Origin of the sequence: Flavobacterium notoginsengisoli (assembly GCF_042686225.1) — a bacterium.
GTDB classification, from domain to species: Bacteria; Bacteroidota; Bacteroidia; order Flavobacteriales; family Flavobacteriaceae; genus Flavobacterium; species Flavobacterium notoginsengisoli.
This window is the reverse complement of the sequence record NZ_JBHUOT010000007.1, coordinates 370035-392068: the sequence shown is the minus strand read 5'-3', so window position 1 is coordinate 392068 and position 22034 is coordinate 370035. Positions and strand designations below refer to the sequence as shown.

The 22034-nt window shown below is 29.4% G+C and carries 16 protein-coding genes; 6 read left to right on the top strand and 10 right to left on the bottom strand.

Annotated features, from left to right (window positions below; all coding sequences use genetic code 11):
• Positions 1 to 115 precede the first annotated feature (115 nt).
• Together gwsG and ACFS3A_RS17445 are read right to left on the bottom strand one after the other, a co-directional pair.
• Entirely contained in the window at positions 116 to 1090 is a 975-nt protein-coding gene (gene gwsG, locus ACFS3A_RS17450) for a grasp-with-spasm system ATP-grasp peptide maturase (RefSeq protein ID WP_379826849.1), read from the bottom strand.
• 67 nt (positions 1091 to 1157) lie between these two features.
• Positions 1158 to 1304, bottom strand: coding sequence for a hypothetical protein (locus tag ACFS3A_RS17445; protein WP_379826848.1), 147 nt, complete (start codon positions 1302 to 1304; stop codon positions 1158 to 1160).
• A 330-nt stretch (positions 1305 to 1634) separates the two neighbouring features.
• Here ACFS3A_RS17445 and ACFS3A_RS17440 point away from each other — a divergent pair, with 330 nt between their 5' ends.
• From ACFS3A_RS17440 to ACFS3A_RS17415, 6 genes are all read left to right on the top strand, one after another.
• Positions 1635 to 3341, top strand: coding sequence for a helix-turn-helix domain-containing protein (locus ACFS3A_RS17440; RefSeq protein WP_379826847.1), 1707 nt, complete (start codon positions 1635 to 1637; stop codon positions 3339 to 3341).
• A gap of 150 nt (positions 3342 to 3491) precedes the next feature.
• On the top strand, positions 3492 to 3665 hold the full coding sequence (locus tag ACFS3A_RS17435; RefSeq protein WP_379826846.1) for a hypothetical protein: 174 nt from the start codon (positions 3492 to 3494) through the stop codon (positions 3663 to 3665).
• Between the two features lie 55 nt (positions 3666 to 3720).
• Positions 3721 to 5424, top strand: a complete 1704-nt coding sequence (locus tag ACFS3A_RS17430) for a S8 family peptidase (protein ID WP_379826845.1) — start codon at positions 3721 to 3723, stop codon at positions 5422 to 5424.
• A gap of 34 nt (positions 5425 to 5458) precedes the next feature.
• Positions 5459 to 7159 (top strand): S8 family serine peptidase, encoded by a 1701-nt coding sequence (locus ACFS3A_RS17425; protein ID WP_379826844.1) that lies wholly within the window; start codon positions 5459 to 5461, stop codon positions 7157 to 7159.
• Positions 7156 to 9360, top strand: coding sequence for a lantibiotic dehydratase family protein (locus ACFS3A_RS17420; RefSeq protein WP_379826843.1), 2205 nt, complete (start codon positions 7156 to 7158; stop codon positions 9358 to 9360). The genes ACFS3A_RS17425 and ACFS3A_RS17420 overlap by 4 nt, the downstream gene beginning before the upstream one ends.
• Positions 9361 to 10212, top strand: a complete 852-nt coding sequence (locus ACFS3A_RS17415) for a thiopeptide-type bacteriocin biosynthesis protein (RefSeq protein WP_379826842.1) — start codon at positions 9361 to 9363, stop codon at positions 10210 to 10212.
• Positions 10213 to 11030: 818 nt separating this feature from the next.
• On the opposite strand, the gene ACFS3A_RS17410 is transcribed toward ACFS3A_RS17415, so the two are convergent.
• From ACFS3A_RS17410 to ACFS3A_RS17375, 8 genes are all read right to left on the bottom strand, one after another.
• Positions 11031 to 11888, bottom strand: a complete 858-nt coding sequence (locus ACFS3A_RS17410; protein ID WP_379826841.1) for a lysozyme inhibitor LprI family protein — start codon at positions 11886 to 11888, stop codon at positions 11031 to 11033.
• A gap of 28 nt (positions 11889 to 11916) precedes the next feature.
• Positions 11917 to 12891, bottom strand: coding sequence for a CFI-box-CTERM domain-containing protein (locus ACFS3A_RS17405; RefSeq protein ID WP_379826840.1), 975 nt, complete (start codon positions 12889 to 12891; stop codon positions 11917 to 11919).
• Positions 12892 to 12954: 63 nt separating this feature from the next.
• A complete protein-coding gene (locus ACFS3A_RS17400) occupies positions 12955 to 13992 on the bottom strand; it encodes a WD40/YVTN/BNR-like repeat-containing protein (RefSeq protein WP_379826839.1) in 1038 nt (345 codons plus the stop codon).
• Between the two features lie 37 nt (positions 13993 to 14029).
• A complete protein-coding gene (locus ACFS3A_RS17395; protein ID WP_379826838.1) occupies positions 14030 to 15100 on the bottom strand; it encodes a WG repeat-containing protein in 1071 nt (356 codons plus the stop codon).
• A gap of 529 nt (positions 15101 to 15629) precedes the next feature.
• Positions 15630 to 16247: a hypothetical protein gene (locus tag ACFS3A_RS17390; protein WP_379826837.1), complete on the bottom strand. Its 618-nt coding sequence runs from the start codon at positions 16245 to 16247 to the stop codon at positions 15630 to 15632.
• Between the two features lie 102 nt (positions 16248 to 16349).
• A complete protein-coding gene (locus ACFS3A_RS17385) occupies positions 16350 to 19376 on the bottom strand; it encodes a sensor histidine kinase (RefSeq protein WP_379826836.1) in 3027 nt (1008 codons plus the stop codon).
• Positions 19354 to 20109, bottom strand: coding sequence for a LytR/AlgR family response regulator transcription factor (locus ACFS3A_RS17380; protein WP_379826835.1), 756 nt, complete (start codon positions 20107 to 20109; stop codon positions 19354 to 19356). The genes ACFS3A_RS17385 and ACFS3A_RS17380 overlap by 23 nt, the downstream gene beginning before the upstream one ends.
• Positions 20110 to 21053: 944 nt before the next feature.
• Positions 21054 to 21932 (bottom strand): class I SAM-dependent methyltransferase, encoded by an 879-nt coding sequence (locus ACFS3A_RS17375; RefSeq protein ID WP_379826834.1) that lies wholly within the window; start codon positions 21930 to 21932, stop codon positions 21054 to 21056.
• Positions 21933 to 22034 lie beyond the last annotated feature (102 nt).

Genomic DNA, 22034 nt, shown 5'->3' with positions numbered 1-22034 from the left:
AATTTTTGATGTTTGATAAAAATCAGACTCCATATATTGATAATACATATTGTAATCCAATATAATCAGTTTGTCTATAATGGGTTCTGCAATTACCGGTAAGCTTATCTTTTTCTTATTCTTCATTACTCAATAAAATTAAATTTTCAGCAACTATTCTGTGTAGTGGATAATTACAAGGAAGTGAGGTCATTGTAAATTGTCCTGACGGATTAACCTCTAAGAAGTAATATTCTCCATTTTTTCTGGCTTTAATCAGATCCACGGACCCTGTGTTTAGTTTAAGCTTTTTCATCAATCGATCTATCTTGGTTTCAATCTGCTCAGGGAGTTGGTATGGAATAAGCCGGTTAGGGTTTTCCCAGTCATATGATCTGAAATCAAGAACCGTCTTTGGATTACTTTGTGAAAATATGGCCATAGAGTAACATTTTCCCATGATATAGAAAACTCTAAGTTCAATTTCTTTTTCGATATACTCCTGAAAAAGCGAAGGGCTGAATTTCTTACTTAAATTCATTACACTCTCAATCTTTTTTGTACTTAATGCAATAGGATCCTGATCTGGCAATCTAATATGTGTAGCCTCTGCAAGTGATTTTGTAATAACGAATTGATTATTGTCTTTTAGAAACAATTTTAATTTTTTCCTTTCTGTTGTTACAAGTGTATTTGGAATATTTAAATCAACCATTTTTGCTTCATTTAAAATTTCTAATTTAGATTTCCATAAATTTCTTTTAAACAACCATTTTTTGTCCTCAAGAAGATCTAAAATTAAATCACGCAAAGCTCTAAACTCACCGTACAAATAATCTGTGAGTTCTTTAACTGGACCTATTTTCTTTTCATAATCATCTAAAAAACCAAATTTTCTACACCACACAGTTGTAATATCACTCAAATAAACCTTTTGTACGCCATTATCAAAAAAGGACTTTTCAACTAAATGAAGGTTATACGTAAATGAAGATCTGCCTTGCATTAATTCCTCATCGTTAATTCGAATTACAGGTGCATTAAAAAAATTAAGCCATTCCATAACGTCGTCTGTATCTCTATCTCCTGGTTTGCTTAATATTAAAATCATAATAAATTTTATAAGAATATTTAGGCATATCAGATATGCCTAAATATCAAAATTAAAATACTTTTAATTATTTACTGTTTGGGTCAATACCATCATAGTCGTTTAGTTCCTGACCTTTTACTTCGCAAAATGTATAGGCATCTTTTGCTGCCCATGTTCCTCCAATTACGTTAACTTCTACTTTCTCGCACGCGAAATCTTCTAATTTTTTCATAATTTTTAAAATGTTTAAATGTTAAATAAATTTTTAATTTGGATTTACTTTATTCAAGTTATCCCATATAATTGGCCAATTATATCCGGAAAAGATATGACTCGCAATAAAAACTTACTGTTTTGAACTCTAACTTTTCCTGAGCCAAAACTAGATAATCACTTAAACAGCGACAAATGATCCATATCGGAATTCAGGAATATCGGTACTGGAATTCAGGAATTTCAAAAAAATCTAAACGTAATTAGTTAAAAATTAAAAGCATAAAAAAAAGGACTAAATTCTTATAAAAATGTACGTTTATCACTTATTTTTGTAAAAAACAATAAAATGCTTCGTTTAAAATATCAGAATATTGTACTCGTATTACTTACGCCCTTGTTTTTATTAGCTCAGACTTCGAAAAATGATCTTACAAACTTATCTTATGATAAATTACACGATTTATATTTTGCTAATGTCGGTAAGCAAAAAAAACAAATTATATACACCAATGCATACATGACAAAGGCACAAAGGGAAAATAATAGTATAAGAATTGCAAAAGCCAATTATCAAATCGCTCTGTTGTATTATAAATCTAACAAGAAAAAAGCTATCCAATATCTTGATAGTGTCATCAAATATTCGGAAGGATCAAAAGATAAATTTTTTCCTGCAGCCGCTTATTGCGAAAAAGCTGATTTTCTTAAAGCTCAATTTAAGTTTAAAGAAGCGATGATTAATTATAATTATGCAGAAAAAAATGCACTTCAAACCAATATTGATTATTATTATGTAGTAAGAGATTATATAGCTGTTACCAAATCTGAAGATTTAGGAGAATATAAGGAAGCATTAGATATATATAAAGAATGCTACAGGTATTATAAAGACAAAGATACAAGAAGCCCAGATTATGCCGGAGAGTATGTAAACGTCATTTTTGGATTGGCTGATTGCTATAAATCTTTAAAAAAGACAGACTCCACTTCATACTACAATAAACTAGGCTATATGGAATCTAAAGCAACTAACAATGAAGAGTATAAAAATCTTTTTATTCTAAATGAAGGTGCAAACCAAGTACTAAAAAAGAATTATGTTGCAGCCCTAGATAGTATTAACAAGGCATTACCTAAAATGATTGAATGTAACAATACTGGAAATGTGTTGGCTGCTTATTTTTATTTAGGAAAAACATATGATGGAATAGGAAAAAAAAAAACAGCAGCACAAAATTTTATACGTGTAGATTCTATCTACAAACTAACAAAAGAAATAAGCGCTGAGTTTATGGACGGATATCCGTATTTAATTAGCTATTATAAAAATTTAGGAGACAAGGAAAAACAGTTAAAATATATAACAGCCTATATGGCTATCGACAGTACTTTAAATAAAAATTATCGTGAATTAAATAAATTGGTATATGATCAATATGATACTCCACACTTAATTTCTGATAAAGAAAGTCTTATTACTTCTCTTAATAGAGCTAAAGTAAAAACATATTGGGGATTAGGATTTTTATTCTTAACTGCTATTGCTCTAGGAGGTTTTGCATTGCATCAGTATCGAACTAAAAAACAATACAGGTCAAGATTTGAAAAAATAATAAATGAAACAAACCGAAATGATAATTACGAATTCAACAAAGAAAACGAACCCGGAACTGATTCTATTAAAATTAGGGATATTGGTATTGGGGAAGAGTTAATCAATCAGATTTTAGAAAAGCTTAATCGCTTCGAAAAAGACAAAGAATATTTGACACCAAATATTACAGTACAAATTTTATCTTCATCATTTGAAACTAATACAAAATATGTGTCTAAAATAGTTAATGTATATAAAGAAAAATCATTTATTCAGTACATCAATGATTTAAGAATTGATCATGCTATTGGTCAATTACAGAAAAATAATAAACTAAGAAAGTATACTGTTCAGGCACTAGCATTAGAGTTCGGCTTTAACAATGCCGAATCATTTTCAACCGCTTTTTATAAAAAAACAGGTATAAAACCAACTTATTTCATTAAAGAATTAGATTAAAAATTTCAATACCAAAAAACTAAAAAACAGCTTCTTAACAAAGAAATATGGACTCGAAATTCCTGAATTCCGATAACCACAATTAGTTATTTCATGAATCTCCAAATCTCAGGTTATATATTTGCTAAATAATAATTTAAATTTATAAAAATGAAAACGAAAAAATTAAAAAGAGAAGCTAACAAATTTTCTTTAGACAAATTTGAAGTGGCTAAATTAAAAAACCCCCATTTAATTATTGGTGGCGGAAACGACCAAGATGATCCACCAATTGATGAAACCAAAAGTAACGGTAAGGGTTCTTCAATTCAATGCAATAAGTAAAAATATTTCTTCCCCAGATACAGCTCCCCAAAAAGTATCAATATTTGCCCGTAAAATGAAGTTAATAAATCTTTCTTTTTTCTTTTTAATATTGCTTATAGGATGTAAGTCTTCCAAAGACTTATCTAATCCCGATAAGATTGTCTCTAAAAATAATATTTCATCAAACTCATTGAAAACTTGGTATCAGAAAGATTATAATACTGATACAATTCCAGGAATTTCACTGGACAAGTGGTACAATTTAAATAAAAAGAAACCTAAAAACAATGGAATTATTGTTGCCATAATTGACACTCAAATCGATATAAACCATGAGGATTTACAAGGACAATTATGGACCAACACCAAAGAAATAGCTAATAATGGCATTGATGATGACCATAATGGTTATATTGATGATATAAACGGTTGGAATTTTATCGGAACCCGAAGTGGCGGATACGTTGTTTGGAACAGATATGAATATGTCCGTATTGTAGAAAAATGGGGAGCATTATTTAAGGATAAAACAGAATCTCAAATAAATACTAAAGATCTTTACAAATATAAAGAGTACCAAAGGGCTTTAAAAATACTGGGAGAAAAAGAACCTTATTATAAAAGATGGCTCAAATCCCTTAATTACAGAGTTGCTATTTATCCGTTAGCAAAAGATACTTTAAAATATTTTTTCCCAAAAGAAGATTACACATATAATCAGCTGGATAGCTTGTATAAAAAGTACAAAGTCAATGACAAAGAGTTTTGGCAGAGACGTGATGATGGAGATAAAGATTTGGGAGCCTTAATTAGCTGCATGATGATCAATTTGGATCTAAATCAAAAAAAGTTAGAACAAATAAAAAATCACCAAATACAACTGGATTCGACGGTAAACAAAAACTTAAATTTAGACTACAATGAACGTTTACTAATTGGCGATAATCCTGATAATTTAGAAAAAGGTTATGGCAACAATAATGTAAGCAATAATAAAGCAGGACATAGATCACTGCAATACCATTGTACAAAAATGGCAGGAATTATTGGAGCCAATAGGGAAAATAACATCGGCATAAAAGGAATTCTCCAAAACGTTAGAATTATGCCCTTGAGCATTTCTTCACCGGGAGATGTAAATGATAAAGACATTGCCATGGCTATACGTTACGCTGTAGATAATGGGGCAAAGGTTATTAATATGTCTTTTGGGAAAGAATTTTCTATGCACCAAGAATGGATAACAGAAGCATTTAAATACGCTGAAGAGCATAATGTTTTATTAATTCATTGTGCAGGAAATGACGGTGTCGATATAGATAAAGAGCCATTTTATCCAAATGATACTAATTTTGAAAATTTTGAGGAAAAATGTTCAAATTTCATCAATGTAGGATCGGTGACCCATAAATTGGACAATACTTTTGTCTCTGATTTTTCCAACTATGGCAAACAAAATGTTGATTTGTTTGCCCCTGGCGACCAAATATACACTACCACTGCAAACAGTGGCTATACATTCGATTCCGGTACATCGATGTCCGTACCAATGGTATCAGGAACAGCTGCATTGATCTGGTCCTATTATCCAAATCTTACCGTTTCCCAAGTTAAACAAATTATTATGGATTCCGGAACAACTTTTAACTTAGAGGTCATAGTCCCTGGAACGAAAGATAAAAAGGTTCTTTTCTCGGAATTGTCAAAATCGGGAAAAGTTTTAAATGTTTATAATGCTATGCAGCTTGCCAAAAAAATCAATAAAAATAAAAAATAGCTCTAAGATCATACTTAAAAACTTAAAGTCAGCAATGAAACCTACCCTATTTTTTATTGTGTTTCTGTTCTTATTTGTCGGATGTAAAAGCAAAAAGAATTTAAATTCTTCTGTAATACATTCTCCAAAAAAGGAGCTTTCTACCAAAGAAATGCAGACATGGTATCAGAAAGATATCGTTTTAGATGGAATACCTGGTATATCAGTGGATAAATGGTATGCATCGAACAAAAAGAAACCCAAAAGTAAAAACATCATTGTAGCTGTAATTGATACGCAAATTGATCTTAATCATGAAGATTTAAAAGGAAAAATTTGGATAAACAATAATGAGATTCCCAATAATGGTATCGATGATGATCACAATGGCTATGTAGACGATATAAATGGATGGAATTTTAAAGGAACAAAAAATGGCGGTTATCTTGTATGGGGCAATTACGATTATACGCGTATAGTAAGAGAATGGGAGCCTTTATTTAAAGATAAAACAAAGTCACAAATTAACAATAAAGACTTATATAAATATAAAGAATATAATAGAGCTTTAACAAAGTTAGAAGATGAAAATAATTTTTATAAAAACTGGCTAAAATCTTTAGATCATGGTGTTTCTGTTTTTCCATTGGTAAAAGACACACTAAAATATTTTTTCCCAAAAGAAGATTACACATACAATCAGTTGGATAGTCTTTATAAAAAGTACAAAATAAATGATAAAAGATACAGACAAAGACGAGATGACAATGATACAGATTTAGGCGCATTAATCAGTTATATGATCGTCAATCTTGAAGTTGGTCAAAAAACCTTAAAAGACATAAAAGATCAGCAAACCTATCTCGATTCCGTTGTCAATAAAAATATAAATCAAAATTTCAACGATCGTATACTAATAGCCGACAATCCTAATGTTTTAGAAAAAGGTTATGGCAATAATTTTTTAAATAATAAAACGGAATATCAATCTGTACAGGAACATTCTACCAAAGTCTCAGGAGTAATTGCTGCCAACAGAGAAAATAACATAGGTATAAAGGGAATTGCGCAAAATGTTAAGATTATGCCTATACCTATTATTCCAGTAGGAGACGAACAAGATAAGGACATTGCTATGGCTATATATTATGCTGTTGATAATGGGGCAAAAATAATTAATATGTCTTTTGGAAAGGAGTTTTCTTTGCACAAAGAATGGGTCGAAGAAGCATTTAAATATGCTGAAAAGCATGACGTTCTCCTTGTTCATTGTGCAGGAAACAATGGGTTTGACATTGACAAAAACCCTTTCTATCCAAATGACAGTGATTTTGAAAATTTCAAGGAAATAAACTCCAATTTTATTAATGTTGGGTCCATCACACATAAACTGGATAGTACCTTTGTTTCTGATTTTTCTAATTACGGAAAACATAATGTCGACTTATTTGCTCCAGGAGATGAAATATATTCTACAACTACAGATAATAATTATAAATTTGATTCGGGGACTTCATTTTCCGGACCAATGGTATCGGGAACCGCGGCGCTAATCTGGCTCTATTATCCGGCTTTTAAAGCTACACAGGTTAAACAGATTATTACAGACTCCGGTACTGCTTATGATCTGGAGGTTATAGTGCCAGGAACAAAAGATAAAAAAATTCCATTTTCAGAACTATCAAAATCTGGAAAAGTTTTAAATGTTTACAATGCAATGCTGCTTGCTGAGAAAGTTAGTAAAGAGAAAGAATGAAATCGAATTTTAAAATTGCATGTTTCTCCCAATATGTACTAAGAACCCCTATACTTCCAGTATCTTTCTATTTGGATCTTTCTAGAAAATACAATCAGGAAAAGATAATTTCAATATATAAAAAGCCACTGATCAAAGAGGCTCTTAGACTGGCTTCGCCAGAACTTGTTCAGGAGCTTGATAAATGGGGTGGCAATTATACTCGCTCTGGGGATCAGAATAAAACAGCAGCAGAATTTGCTTTAGTGAGATATATTGCCAGAATGTCTTCAAGATGCACACCCTTTGGCCTTTTTGCCGGTTGTTCTGTTGGGAAAATGGACACTGAAAGCAATATAATACTAAATGTGCCTGAAAAGCACAAAAGATATACCCAGTTTGATATGCAGTTTTGGGTAGCATTGCTGCAAAATATTACCAAACGGGAAAAAGTAATTTCCAAATTAAAATATTTACCCAATTCTTCTACTTATGAATTTGGAGATTTTTATAGGTATATTGAATATAAATATATTGATACAAAGCGTGAACATAGCATTACATCCCTAAGAAAAACGGATGCTTTAAAAGAGATAATACTCAAAACAAAATCAGGATTAACTGTAGATGAAATGGTTTCTGTTTTTGCTGATAATGATTCTCACAAAGAAGAAGTTCTTGAATTTATCATGAATCTTATAGACTTTCAGTTTTTGATAAGCGAAGTGGAAGCTTCTATAACTCACAATAATGAGTTTGAAAAGGTTGTATCATTTTTACAAAACATTCCTGATCTAACAGCAGAATATAATTTTTTTAAGAACCTGAATAAACAAATTTCAGATTTGGATGTTTCTCTGGTTCCTACAGAAAATCAGTATAGAGAAATCAAAGAAAACATCCTGAAGGAAGGATTTGAATATGATGAAAAATATCTTTTTCAGACTGATTTAAATACATTTGCTATAACAAATAATTTAAATGCCTCTATTGCAAAAAAGGTTGTCAAAGGACTTTATTTTTTAAATGGCATACAGTCCGCAAAAGAACCTTATAATCTCAAGATGTTCATTAAAGCATTTTCTGAAAGGTACGAAACACAGGAAATGCCACTTATGGCTGTTTTAGATACAGAATGCGGATTAGGTTATCCTGTAAATCATGAAATGAATGACTCGCACGATATCCTCGAAGCTTTTACTTTCAAACGTAAAAAGAGCAAAAATGATACTCAGAATTGGACATCTTATGATTCTATTCTAGAAAAAAAACTTCAGGAATGTTTTTCAAAAAATCAGAACAAAATAGAATTATATAAAAGTGATTTTCCTGATTTTGATTCTAATCTGGATTATCTTCCCGCTACATTTTCTGCGATGATTGAGATTTACAGCGATCAAAAGTTGGCAATTGAATCCTCAGGAGATGTTAGCGCTGCAAAATTACTTGGCAGGTTTTGCAATGGAAATGCCGATATTCATAAACTTACTAAAAAAATTATACAAAAAGAACAAGAGTATCATGATAATAAAATTTTGGCTGAAATTGTTCATATTCCTCAGTCCAGAACGGGAAATATTTTACGGAGACCTGTTTTAAGAAAATATGAAATTGCCTATTTGGCCAATTCGGGAACTGAAAAAGAACATACAATTGAGTTAAATGATTTATTTGTCTCAGTGAGAAACGATAAAATTAAACTGTATTCTAAAAAATTCAATAAAGAAGTTATTCCTTGTCTTTCAAACGCTCACAACTTTAGCAATAATTCGCTTCCCGTATATTATTTTTTATGTGATTTGCAGAGCCAGAATACAAAACCAATATTTAGCTTTAACTGGGGGATTTTAGAGTCTCATTATAATTACTTCCCGAGAGTGGAATACAAAGAAATTATACTTTCGAAAGCGAGGTGGATTATTGCTAAAGAAGAGATAGCTACGTTTTTAAAATTAAACGGTAAAAATCTATTTGAAGCATTTTCAAATTGGAGAATCAGTAAAAATATTCCAAATCTCATAAATTGGGTTAATTCCGACAACACACTGCTTTTAGATTTTCAAACGGAAATCGGAATTCAATTGTTTTTAAAATCGGCGGGAAAGAGGAACAAAATTATTCTGGAAGAATTTCTCTTTACTGAAGAATCTATTGTAAAAAATAATAAAGGTGAAGCATTCAGTAACCAATTTATTTTATCATTTTTTAAAGAACGACTATAAATGCAAAGAAATTTCTGTTTAGGTAGTGAGTGGCTATACTATAAAATTTATACCGGTACAAAAACCGCAGATCTTATTTTACTTGAAAGATTTTATTCTGTTATCTTACAGTTAAAAAAGAAAAAACTTATACAAAAGTGGTTCTTTATTCGATATGAGGATAGCGATACACATATTAGAATTCGATTTTTACTTGAAGACAAAAAAGATTTGTCAAAAGTGATTCAAATACTTTATCCAATTATCAATAATTTACTTCAGGAAAATTTAGCATGGAAAATTCAAACAGATACCTATAAAAGAGAACTGGAAAGATATGGAAAAAACACCATGGAAAATACGGAATTTTTATTTTGGAAGGATAGTGAAATGATGATTAAATATCTTTCTGTAAAGAAAAGATTTCAGAAAAAAGAAATGGCGCTTCTATTCAGTTTTTGCTCGATCGATTCACTTTTAAACTCTTTTTCTTTATCTGCGTCGGATAAGTTAGCTTTGATGCAAATCCTACAACATTCGTTTAAGGAAGAATTTGAAGCGGACAAAATATTAAAAAAAGAACTTGACAAAAAATATAGAGAATTATCAAACGAAATAAAGTATTATATAACAGGAGAAAATAGGGGGAATATTTCTGATTTTCATGAAATAATTGAGGAAAAACAAAATCAAACCACAGAGAAAGTTTCAGAAATAAAAAATACTATTGAAATAGATCTTTACGACTTTTTAGCGAGTCATATTCATATGATGATTAACCGACAGTATACATCAAAACAAAGAATGTATGAGCTTATAATCTACGATCACTTATATAGGTTTTACAAAACATTAAACTATAAAACATTATAGTATATTTTTTTTAGTAAAGCTGCCTACGTTAGGTTTAATTTACAAGATCAAGAAAAAGCCCAGAACACATTTCTTCCAATATAAAGTCCATATATTTTTGTTTTTAATATAGAGCAAATACCTCAAAATTATTTTGTTATAAATTCTACATCACTAGTACTTAAAAACAATCTGTCCAAAAGGGCAGATTATTTTTTTTAATCAAACTAAACTTGTTTAAATCTCATTAAAAATATCACAATAAAGCAATCTTCTTTCTCAAATAAACCTCCCTTTCCAGCCAACTGCACTATCACCGGCCAAAACCAAATTAAAAAAATCTAAACAGAAGAAGAAAAACATAAACAAAACAAACTAACTAACTAACTAACTAACTAACTAACTAACTAACTAACTAACTAACTAACTAACTAACTAACTAACTAACTAACTAACTAACTATTTAATAATTCTTCCTTTAAATTTCCTGATTTATATCCTATTTGTAAGCGTTGCAGCCATACTCAATCCGCTGTCTTTTTTTGCAAACACAACATTTATAAAGCTGATTTCCATTAGATTGAAATCCATTTTTTACGTATTTACCATTGCACAAATTACATTTTATTTTCATGACCTAATCTGGAACACTAAGGTAAGGTAAAAGCACTTTAAGGCTTATTAAAAGACAAAAAAGAAAGAGACGACCTCATGGTCGTCTCTTTCTTTTTCAATAATTTTAAATTTAATATTCTTTTTCAGCTAGTTAAATGATTAAATTATAAAAACACCTAATCTGTAACATTACCAACCCAATAATCTTTTATGAGAACACTAGCCTATTCTTTAGATTCCAGAATGTCATTTAATTCACCTATTCTTTTCTCTGTTGCCTCTTTTTTACAATTATTTAAAAAACCCATGTAAAGATTACCTCCTCTCAAATCTCTAGTTTCTTCTTCGCAAGAAATATCCCTATGTTTTATCCATTTTCTCTGTTCAAGTCTTAATGCAGTTTTTTCAGTTTCGTTTAAAACTGCCATAACTTGTTCGTAAATAATATTCAATTTTTTATCAGCTATTCTAAGCTCGTCTTCTGATTTAATATTATAACTTATTTCACTTGCATTATAAGTACTATTATTAGTGTTTTTTTCATTATCCGGTGTTTGAATTTCAGTCGAATTTCCTCCTTCTGAAATATTTTCAGAAGAATAATTATCATTACTCACTTTAGCCTTTGACAAAGTGTCATTAGCATCTGGAATTACTTCAATTTCAGATTCATTAATTTGATTGTTGATTTCGGTCTTATTATCATTATTATTTAAAAGATCTATGGCTTCGGTATTTGACTTATCAACATTTATAGAAGAAAAAAGGGAATATATGGCATAAATAATTATCAAAAGCAATACTAAGAAATGAACCATATGAATTTTCCCCGTTATATTCCCCATGTCACTACCACTTTCACCTTTAACAGTTTGATATTCTACAATTTTACCATATTTGGTGTTAAATGACCTGCCTGTTTTCACCTCTCTATCCATATAAGGAGCCATGGTAATTATTTCAGTTAAAAAACAACCTATAAATAGCCAAGCTAAAAAATTCTCCTCCCAATTATGATAACAAAATAATGCTATAACATAGGGAACTGATAAATGAAGCCAATTCCAAAAACTTAATTTCATGATTTTTTATTTTAAAAAGTGGAACGGATTAATTGGAATGTTTTTTTAGAAATCGAGCTAAACAAACTAATGGTTTAACAATAAAAATGTAACTCAACTTCTTTAATACAAAACTTCTTTCTATAAACTTTGCAACTATTGCTCCGTTTAGATAGTACCACTTAACAAAACTATCTCCCCAATATTTTTGCAATATCCAATTGTCTCTAAAAGATCTTAATTCCATAACCAACGGATGATTGTAGTTTCCCATTGTAGCAGTTGCAATAAAACAAGAACCTGTTGTTTGTTTCTCTATTGATTCTATATATTTATCACGTTTTTTAGGATTCAAGTTATTTTCAGGATGATAAAAAGTTATTTTAGTTGTTTTATCATTAGCTACTATTCTAATATTATCATCTTTTAAAAAATCAACATTATAATCCTTTATTGTTGAAAAAGACAAGTTGACTTCCACATTATCAAAATCTTTATTCCTATTATCACCAATCAAATGAGATGCACTTACAGTAGCAGTAGATAATATTCTTTTATAATCAAATTTTCTTAACCATTCAAGCGAACTAAAAGGATTATTTATAAAATTAATTCCTAGGTTTGATTCTAAAACACGAAATTTTAAACTGTTTAATTCTAAAATATCATCATCAGAAATATTTACTATTTTGTTATTTGAGAAATTATATGATACGGCTCTAAACTTGGAAATATATTTTATTGAAGTAATATTGTTGTTGTTTAAAAATAGATATTTAACCTTACCTAATTCTGAATCAGGATATAAGTCTGTGATTTGTTGAATACTATGAATCTCTCTATTTTCATAAGCTAAAGAAGATTCCTTTTTTATTTTGGCAGTACTTAATGTTTTGTTTATTACTGAATGATTTGGAATTGTTTTATTGATAGAATTTCCACAAAAAGCACAAAACATTGAACTTTTACCGTCAGGTAATTGATTTAATGCCCCACAGGAAGAACAATATATTGCATTATCCATAATGTTTTTTTATTTCAAAATTTATATAAGAAAAAGTGAATTTATAAAGTATAAGAATTTATACTATCTGACTAAATTTGATGAATTCGGAATACTTAATTCCCCGTCTATTACTATATAATCTGAATTAATATAAAAATTAGAAATACCACAATGTAAACGTAAACTACTTTTACATAATTTAGATGTATCTATTTTTGAATTTTCCATTGAATTTTTATAATATAATATTTTACCATTTTCTATAATTGTTCGTTGATTCTCATCCATTTTTGAATTAGTAAGAATGAATAAAATATTGTCTTTTAAAAATACATTTCTGATTTTTTCAAGTTTTGTTTCTGTTTTTTGCTTTAAATCATATACATAACTAATACAATCATAGAGTTCATTACGACTTTCGTTATAGTCAATGTATAATTTATTATCAAAAGCTAAAAATCTGCTTATACCACCAAGGCTTCTCATTGTTTCAACATCATATTTAAAAACAATTTCATCTATTTTTGACCATGATATTCCCTTGTCAGTAGATTCATAAATATTTTTAAGAGTAGCAATGTACATTTGATTATTTGAAGATGTAAATTTGGTTATTTGGATGCCTTCCGGTGTCTTTATTTTATTCCAATTGGTGCAATCTTCTGATATATAGAGCCCTTCACTTGAAAGCCCTATATAATTATCATTAAACATATATCCTTTATAGAATCTCCTTTGCTCTTGAACTTTTTTGTTTTTGCTGATTCTTTTAAAACTTCTTCCAAAATCTTTTGAAATTAAAAATTCTGAATTAAAAATTATCAAATCATTTTCTCTAATAAATAAACTTTCGTCAATGTCTTCATGGAATATATTGTTATAAGGCAAAATTGTTTCATTATATTCAAAAGATTGCCAATCATGTCCCCGGTTATAAGATACAGAATAGTAATATGCATTAAATCCAATTATTGAATCCCCTTTGCAAATCAATTTTTCAAACTTTAATTTTTCATTATAATCGACTTTAGTTTTTTTTCCAATGAATGTATTTACTTGTGCATTTAAAGTATATGATAAAAACAGTAACAGTATGATGCTAAATAGCTTTTCTTTCATTTTATATTTTTTTAATTATCAAAGGAAACACAATAGATTAACCACCAGATGAAACAGGGAACACTGCTACATCCATTGTTTTAATTATATCTCCTTTATTATTAATTAAATAATATTCTTTTTTCTGAATTTCATCACCAGGATTACTAATTATTTTACTTAATTCAATTAATCCATTTTCAAATTTTACCGCTGATCCCCAAATTGGTTCATAACCTTTGTCTAATTCCTTAACAATTTCAAATTTCTCATTGATTGTACAATATCCATCATTGACAATTTTATAACCATCCAGTACTTTTTTGCTTATTATTGCAAATCCATTATCAAAATCACCTGCAAACGAATATATTTTTTCAGTAAGAATTTCTCCTTTACTATTTTTATAACCAAAGCCATCTCTTCCATTATCACCATAACTGACTATATTAGGCAACGGTTTTGCAGCTATATCGCAGTATGGTATATTATATGATTGATAATTACGTAGATAATCTTGGTTTTCAGCAATAGACATACTGCCATCCTTATTTATTATATAATAATCAGGCTTACCTTCATTATAGTAACCACCATCTTTGTCAAAAATCTTTTTTTCATCGATACCGTAAGTGATACCATTTACAATCTTAACATTATCAAACCATTTATTAGAAATATACTTTCCCTGCATGTTTATAAAACAATATTTCTCATTCAATTCAACCCATGCTATCCCATTACAAAATTGTCCTGTGGAATCATATTTATGGGGAATAACAAGAATCCCTTTCTCAGAATAATATCCAAATTTTCCATTCATACTAACAGAAATTAGCCCTTCATTAAATCCAAGATTACAAAAAGCATATTGATCATCAAACTTAGGTTGAAAAACAATCATTCCTGTCTCATTTATCAATCCCCATTTTTCATTTTTTTTGAATCTGCTTAATCCAGATTCAAACATTGTCATTTGTTCAATTGTCGGTTTCAAAATAATTTTACCCGTTTTATCAATAACTCCATACAGTTTGCTGGCATTATCATAATAAACCGTTTGCGCTGATATTACATGGAGACTGAGTAATTGAATTAATGATATAATTAACGAGTATTTAAATTTCATATTTTTATTGGATTGGGTTAATATTGTATAAACACATTAAATAGTTTTTACTAGTGTTTTTTTAGTATTAATTTACAGTTATAAGAACTGTGATTGTGAACAGTATTTTTTTCTTCTCATTCATATTTCATGATCTGTAGTTGTTTAATCAAGACGCACAAGCCTTAATATTTAGAAGCTTTCTGAGCAACAGCAAGTTATTGCCCTTCCAACTAGTTCTTTGAATAATTTGGATTTTGCAGAAGAATTCTTTGGATAAATTTTTCGCTCAATTGTGAGTTTTTACAAAGCATAAATTAATGTTTTATGTATGAAACTGCAATGTTCTATTAAAGCTATTTCAACAACCAGAACGCATTAGTTTGCAATAAAATCCCAAACCTACAGTAAATTAATTATCAAAAAATCAAGAATTAGTTATCGTATAGATTTATCGTTTTAACGTTAGATAATAAAAAAACTATTCATTTCAGAATAGTTTTGTGACTTTGTATTTTATAGTCATTAGATTAATTTCCAATTCTATATCTTATTTTAAAACCTCGATTTTAATTCTGTAATTACCACTAACTGGAACATCAACATTCTTATTAAGGAAAGTACAGTTAAAATTACCTTCAATAATATAAAATTTAGATTCAGAATCCTCAGACAAGAAATTAACTTTGGTTATTTTGTGCGTACTTTGAGTATTTGGTTTCAAATTTAGATAGGTATCGGTACTTTTATCTTCATAAATAATACTCAAATCATTGTTTAAATTACAAAAATTACTATTAATTCCATCTGTAGAAAATGTCCAGATACTATTAGTATCAACAACCCTACTGCTCAGAATGTTGTTTTTTTGTGTATTTGAATAGTCAATTAAGTTTTCAAAATGGGCAAAACTAACTTCAATATATAAAGATGAATTCTCCACTTCACCAACATATTGCAAAAAGAAATCCCCATTATCCAAACAATTCTCCTGTCCTCCAAAACCTGTAGCGTAAAGCCCTTCACTTGCGTAATCTTTTCCTGACACATTTACCTGCAAAAATAAATTGTCTCCTGAATTATCTTCATCAGAACTGCTACAACTATTAAATAGCACTATAAGAAAAGTACAGAAAAAAATCTTCATAAGTAATTTTAAATTATTCATTGTATTGTTTTTAAGATTAATATAATCCAAAACTAACTCTATAGAAAAATTAAAATTTGAACAACTAGTTCTCGTACAGATTTTATGATTAATCGTAAAAAATTATAGAATTTGAAAACGTAATTCCACTGTAGTCCCTTCTTTTAAATTCGAAGTAATTATTATAGGATTAGAATTATGAGCATCAAATAGGGCAATACGTTCTTTCGCTAAGTCAATCCCTTTTGATGTGTGAAGTTTGTTTAAATTCATTAATTGCATTCCTTTTCCGTTGTCTATAATTTTACATAACAAAAAGTTATTTTGCATAGTAAACCAAAGAGTTAATTTTGGATTTGCTGAATGAGAGTCAAATGCATGGACAAATACATTTTCAATAAATGGTTGAATTAACATTGGAGGAATTTCAATTTCAAATAAATCTAATTCTTCATCTACAATCAGCTCAAACTGAATATGATTTCTAAATCTCATATTTTCTAGGGCAACATAAGATTTTAGATATTCAATTTCATCGGATAATGCAATTTTTTGAACTGAAGAATTATTTAATGTTTGACGAATTATCTTCGAAAATTCTCCCATATACATAAGCGCATCATCAGTGTTGTTATCAATGATATAGTTCTGAATAGAGTTCATTGCGTTAAAGATAAAATGAGGGTTCATTTGGCTTTGTAATGCCTCCATTTTTGTTTCCGCTAAACGTTTTTGAATTTCAGACTTTGCACGTTCTTGCTTTTTTACATTACGTATACGATTCATATAAATTAGATAACTGCAAATAAAAATAATAATAAAACAGCTTAGTAAAAACCACCATGTTTTCCAAAAAGGAGGCGTTATTACAATATTTAAAATATCATCTGAAGATATTTGACCAGAATATAAATTTTTGATTTGTAATCTAATTACATAGCTCCCATTTGGCAGATAAGTAAGATTGATATTTTTATCTTTTGTCCATTTACTCCAATTAGAATTACTTAGTCCGAATACCTTATAACGGTATTCCAACTTATTTGGGTATGTGATGGATTGAGGTTCAAATGCAATTGAAATCGTATTCTTATTGTATGGCAATTCAATTTTATCCGAATTATATTTTAACCATTTAAAATGATTTTGATTTATCTTCTCGAAGTTAACATCAATTCCTGTAACTTTAATTTTTGCAGAAGCATTTTTGTCTCTAATATAGTTCTTAAAATCAAACTCATAATAGCTATTTTGAGTTCCCATTTTCAAAACAGTTCCATCAATATTTGAAGAAGTAAAAGCTTTGGTAATTAATCCTTGTTCTTCATCGATCAATCTAATAGTACCATTTTTATAAATATTTAATCCCTTTTCTGTACCTATAAACAAAATGTCTTTGTAGCATTCCAAAAATGAAATCGAATTACCAATTAACTCTTTTCTATTAATTTTTTTAATTACTTTAAATCCTTTTGAAACATCAATAACAAAAATATCTCCGAAAGAGTTTGCAATTACAAGTTCACTTTTATCATTAACTTTAGCCTGAACAAGTTCTTTTTCATTCCATACTTTATTTAAATAACAAGAATAGGGCTTATCGTTTTGAAAGATATACAACCCACCTGATGAAGAAGCTATATAATATTTACCATATAAAGAATAAATGGCGAAAGCATCCCTTGGAGTATTTTCGTCTGGCAACTCATATGTTTTAAAATCTATATTATTTTTAAAATTCTCTGATTTATAAAACTTACCATAAGCAACTTGAAAAATTATTGCATTTTGATTTAAAAAATTAAAAGCACTTACGGAATATGGAAAATAAAGTGTTATTTGTCCTTTTGAATTAATTCCAAACAGCCCAATCGTCGAATTGACCCAAATAACTGAATTCACTACCTGAATACTTCTTAACTCAATACCTTTTAGCGCTTTTGCATCAGAAGACACATCATGTTCAAAATATCTAAATGCTGAATTTTGTTCATACCATTTACTGGCAAAATTATAAAACATCTGATTTGTGATTTCAGTAGTAATTTCTTTTCCGCTAAGAAATAGTAGCCCATCCTTATGTAGAATAAGCTCATTATTGCCCATCTTCTTAAGACAAACTATATCTAGTTTTGATTTATTATAAAATGATGAAGGATAATATTCAATTTGTTGTTTCAAATCAATTTTAAATAGTCCTTTATTTATAGTCCCTACATATAAGTTGTCAGTTGAAGAATCGTAAAACAAACTCCAAACTTCAGAACTTTCGATACCAAACTCTCTATTAAGATTAACGAGTTTATTATTTGCTTCCTTATAAATCCCCCCCGTAGCAAAATTAATTCCATTACCCGCTACATAAGTCACTCCTCTTTTATCCGTTACAAAATTCCAAAAAACACTACTCCCAAAATGCGTGTTGGATGCTTCATTTTTTAAATAATCGGTAATTTTAATTTTGCTTATGGATTTACCAATTGCATCACTATGACAAATAAAAAGACTATCATTTTTCTTGTGAATTGAAAATATATCAGGTCGTCTATGGTTTATCAGTTTTATACTTTTTTTTTCTAAATCAACCCGCCAAAAACCATCGTTAAAAGTTCCGAAATAAATTTTAGAATTTATTTCAACAAAATCCATGACTTGAAATAAGTTCCTGCAACCAATAATTTTCTTGCTCAAAAGGATTTTATGAGTGTTGATATCCAAAACAGTAATACCGAATTCAGTTCCTATGTAAAGAAGATTTTTGTAGATAAATAATCGTCTGATTTTATCATGAATAAGTCCTTTTTTTTGATTGATGACTTCATATTTTTTACCATCATAAAAAGTCAAACCACCACCATGACTACCAAACCACATATTATGATAAGCATCTTCTACAATAGCCCAACAACTATTGTGCGCTAAACCGTCTGAAATATAATAGTTTTTTACTGTTGCGTTTTGGATAGCAGATAATCCATTTGCTGTTCCTACCCAAAGAATTCCACGGCTGTCTTTGTAAATTGAATAAACGCTATTGTTGGGTAGTCCATCAATTGTAGAAAAATTCTTTGATGGAAATTGTTGTGAAAAAACTATTTCAACAACAAAAAGCAGAATCAATAATAGATTATTTTTTTTGAATAATAGCATTTATAAATTCTTCTTTTTTTCTAACAGATACTGGTAAAGTTTCTCCATTGCTTAATTCCACAAGGAGTTCATTTGTTTTATTGAATCGAATAATGTAATTAAGGTTAACTAAATATGATTTGTGAATTCTTTGAAAAATAGAAGCTGGAAGAAGCTCTTCAATATATTTCAATGTTTTAGACAAGACAATATTTCTTCCGTCAAGACAAACAATTTTACAATAGTTACTATCGGCTTCACAGTACAGGATCGCATTAGTTTTAATTAATTCAAATCCATTTTCTGTTGGTAATGCTATTCTGTTAAATTCTGAACCTCCAGTATCAATGTTTTCCAAAAGTAATCTTAGTTTTTCCTCTTGTGATGCCTTTTTTTGTTTGTCATTGTATTTTTTGATAGTCTCCAACAAATCGATATAATTGATTGGTTTTAACAAATAATCCAACGCACTACATTTTATAGCATCTATAGCAAATTCTGAATGTGCAGTCGTAAAAATGACTTCAAATTTTACTTTATTTAATTCTTTAAAAAGTTGAAAACCATTTTTATTTGGCATTTGGACATCCAGAAAAACTAATTCAGGATTATATTTTTCAATAGCAATTTTTGCTTCATCTACGCTTTCGCATTTATCAAGTACTAGAAATTTATCAGGAAAATAGCGAATCAAAAGCTTTTCCAGAAACTCTCTGGCATTGTATTCATCGTCAACAATAATGGTCTTAATCATTTGATAAATATAAATATATTTTAATTAAATGAATTGATTGAATTAGTAAACGTTATAATTTTCACAGTAAGTGACTGACAGACTACTATCCAGTTTCAAACATGTGCAAAATACTCGGAGTAAGCAGTAGCTATTATTAATTTCGTCACAAAGTTCGACAATCCCCTGCGGGCACTAGTGAAAAATTCCCGCATAAATGCAGAAAAAAATCTTACTTTATTGCGTTGCTTTTTGCGCCTGCTAAGTGATTCCCAATGAATGTTCCATAATTATAAAATATAGAAAGTATGGAAACTTTAAATCAAAACTGGCAAATCGTATCTGAAATTGAACTGATCTACAAAACGAGCGCCAAGCTCTCTTTGATAAGAAAGAATTTTTCTGTAAAATGAATTCTTAATTGATCGAGAATTCCATTTACAGATTGCTATTAAAGTCTTTTTACCAATCTTTATTCTTACTTTGAATTTAAACTTCGGAGGAAATCTGGAGCTTTACTTATTTGTAATCCAGCAATTCTTCTTCTATCGGCCTACTTGACGGTCACTCAAAATTACACTAAAAGAAATCTAAAACAACAAACGATACTAAATCGCTTTTCCATTAAATAAACACCCTTTCTCACCAACCTCACCTTCACCGGCCATAACAACAATTAAAAACAATCTTCAAGAAAGAAAAGAAAAAACACAATCTAAAACTAACTAACTAACTAACTAACTAACTAACTAACTAACTAACTAACTAACTAACTAACTAACTAACTAACTAACTAACTAACTAACTAACTAACTAACTAACTAACTAACTAACTAACTAACTAAATGAAGTCTTAGAAATAAAGTTAAAATAGACCGTAAATAAAGCTTATGTTTTTTAAACGTAACTTATAGCTTTTTACGGTCTAAGATAACTGATTCTCCAATAAACTCAATTATAAGTTACTAAAAAACCGGCTTTCTGCATACAACTGCAATAAAATCAAAATAAACATTTTTAGATATGCCCGCAGGTTCAGAAATTTCAATTGTATCCTGAAGACCGTACGCTCCAAACTCTTTTTGGATAGAATCGGAATCATAAAAGAAAATCTGTACTCCCTGGGTATTTTCAAAAGTATCCGGCGCAATCTCCCTGCCGAGACCATAATTAGAGCTTGTTTTTGATAATACCGAAAAATACATGTATCCGCCGGGCTTTAACTGATTATTACAAGCATTAAGCATAGCAGTCCGCTGTGCTGCATTTAAGAGATAAAGAAGTCCATGACAAAAAATTCCGTCATAAATTATATCATTAAAAGGCATTTCAGTTACAGATCCGTGAATTATTTCTACTTTTCCATTATAGTTCCGTTCTGCAGTACGAATAGCCGTTTGAGATATTTCAATCCCTGTAACATTCATACCGTTATTCGTGAAAAGCTGTGCATTTCTGCCATATCCAAATCCCGGAATAAGTATATTTTTAAGACTGCTTATATTAAACAATTCATTGGCCAGAATGGCAGCGTTTGCTGGTTCCCACCCCCATACAGTATTATTAGACAGGAAACAAGTGTCCCACTGTTCATGCATCTCTTTTGAAGAGTTTTTCTTTAACAGGCACAGCCTATCAGGAATAATTTTACAGGAAAAACCTAAGTCTAATGCTGTTTGGATAATCTTTTCACTATTAATAAACTCCGCTTCTACCCTCAATATGCGATCCTGATCATCAAGGTCGAAATTAACCGTATAGTCGGCAAACTCTTTCTTTAAAGCCTCGCTTAGCTTATCCGCAAGTTTTTTATCTGTTATATCCGTTTTAAAAATTTCAATCATAATTATATTTTTTTTATCCTCGCCAAACTTTTATATTTCCTTTTTACATCCCAAAATTACTTATATTTACTTTCCAAATGATAGTGCTTTCCTTTTGGAAAG

Bases quoted from the DNA above. Each gene is read 5' to 3' on its own strand.
- gwsG (WP_379826849.1), bottom strand. From the start codon at position 1,090: ATGATTTTAATATTAAGCAAACCAGGAGATAGAGATACAGACGACGTT.
- ACFS3A_RS17445 (WP_379826848.1), bottom strand. From the start codon at position 1,304: ATGAAAAAATTAGAAGATTTCGCGTGCGAGAAAGTAGAAGTTAACGTA.
- ACFS3A_RS17440 (WP_379826847.1), top strand. From the start codon at position 1,635: ATGCTTCGTTTAAAATATCAGAATATTGTACTCGTATTACTTACGCCC.
- ACFS3A_RS17435 (WP_379826846.1), top strand. From the start codon at position 3,492: ATGAAAACGAAAAAATTAAAAAGAGAAGCTAACAAATTTTCTTTAGAC.
- ACFS3A_RS17430 (WP_379826845.1), top strand. From the start codon at position 3,721: ATGAAGTTAATAAATCTTTCTTTTTTCTTTTTAATATTGCTTATAGGA.
- ACFS3A_RS17425 (WP_379826844.1), top strand. From the start codon at position 5,459: ATGAAACCTACCCTATTTTTTATTGTGTTTCTGTTCTTATTTGTCGGA.
- ACFS3A_RS17420 (WP_379826843.1), top strand. From the start codon at position 7,156: ATGAAATCGAATTTTAAAATTGCATGTTTCTCCCAATATGTACTAAGA.
- ACFS3A_RS17415 (WP_379826842.1), top strand. From the start codon at position 9,361: ATGCAAAGAAATTTCTGTTTAGGTAGTGAGTGGCTATACTATAAAATT.
- ACFS3A_RS17410 (WP_379826841.1), bottom strand. From the start codon at position 11,888: ATGAAATTAAGTTTTTGGAATTGGCTTCATTTATCAGTTCCCTATGTT.
- ACFS3A_RS17405 (WP_379826840.1), bottom strand. From the start codon at position 12,891: ATGGATAATGCAATATATTGTTCTTCCTGTGGGGCATTAAATCAATTA.
- ACFS3A_RS17400 (WP_379826839.1), bottom strand. From the start codon at position 13,992: ATGAAAGAAAAGCTATTTAGCATCATACTGTTACTGTTTTTATCATAT.
- ACFS3A_RS17395 (WP_379826838.1), bottom strand. From the start codon at position 15,100: ATGAAATTTAAATACTCGTTAATTATATCATTAATTCAATTACTCAGT.
- ACFS3A_RS17390 (WP_379826837.1), bottom strand. From the start codon at position 16,247: ATGAATAATTTAAAATTACTTATGAAGATTTTTTTCTGTACTTTTCTT.
- ACFS3A_RS17385 (WP_379826836.1), bottom strand. From the start codon at position 19,376: ATGCTATTATTCAAAAAAAATAATCTATTATTGATTCTGCTTTTTGTT.
- ACFS3A_RS17380 (WP_379826835.1), bottom strand. From the start codon at position 20,109: ATGATTAAGACCATTATTGTTGACGATGAATACAATGCCAGAGAGTTT.
- ACFS3A_RS17375 (WP_379826834.1), bottom strand. From the start codon at position 21,932: ATGATTGAAATTTTTAAAACGGATATAACAGATAAAAAACTTGCGGAT.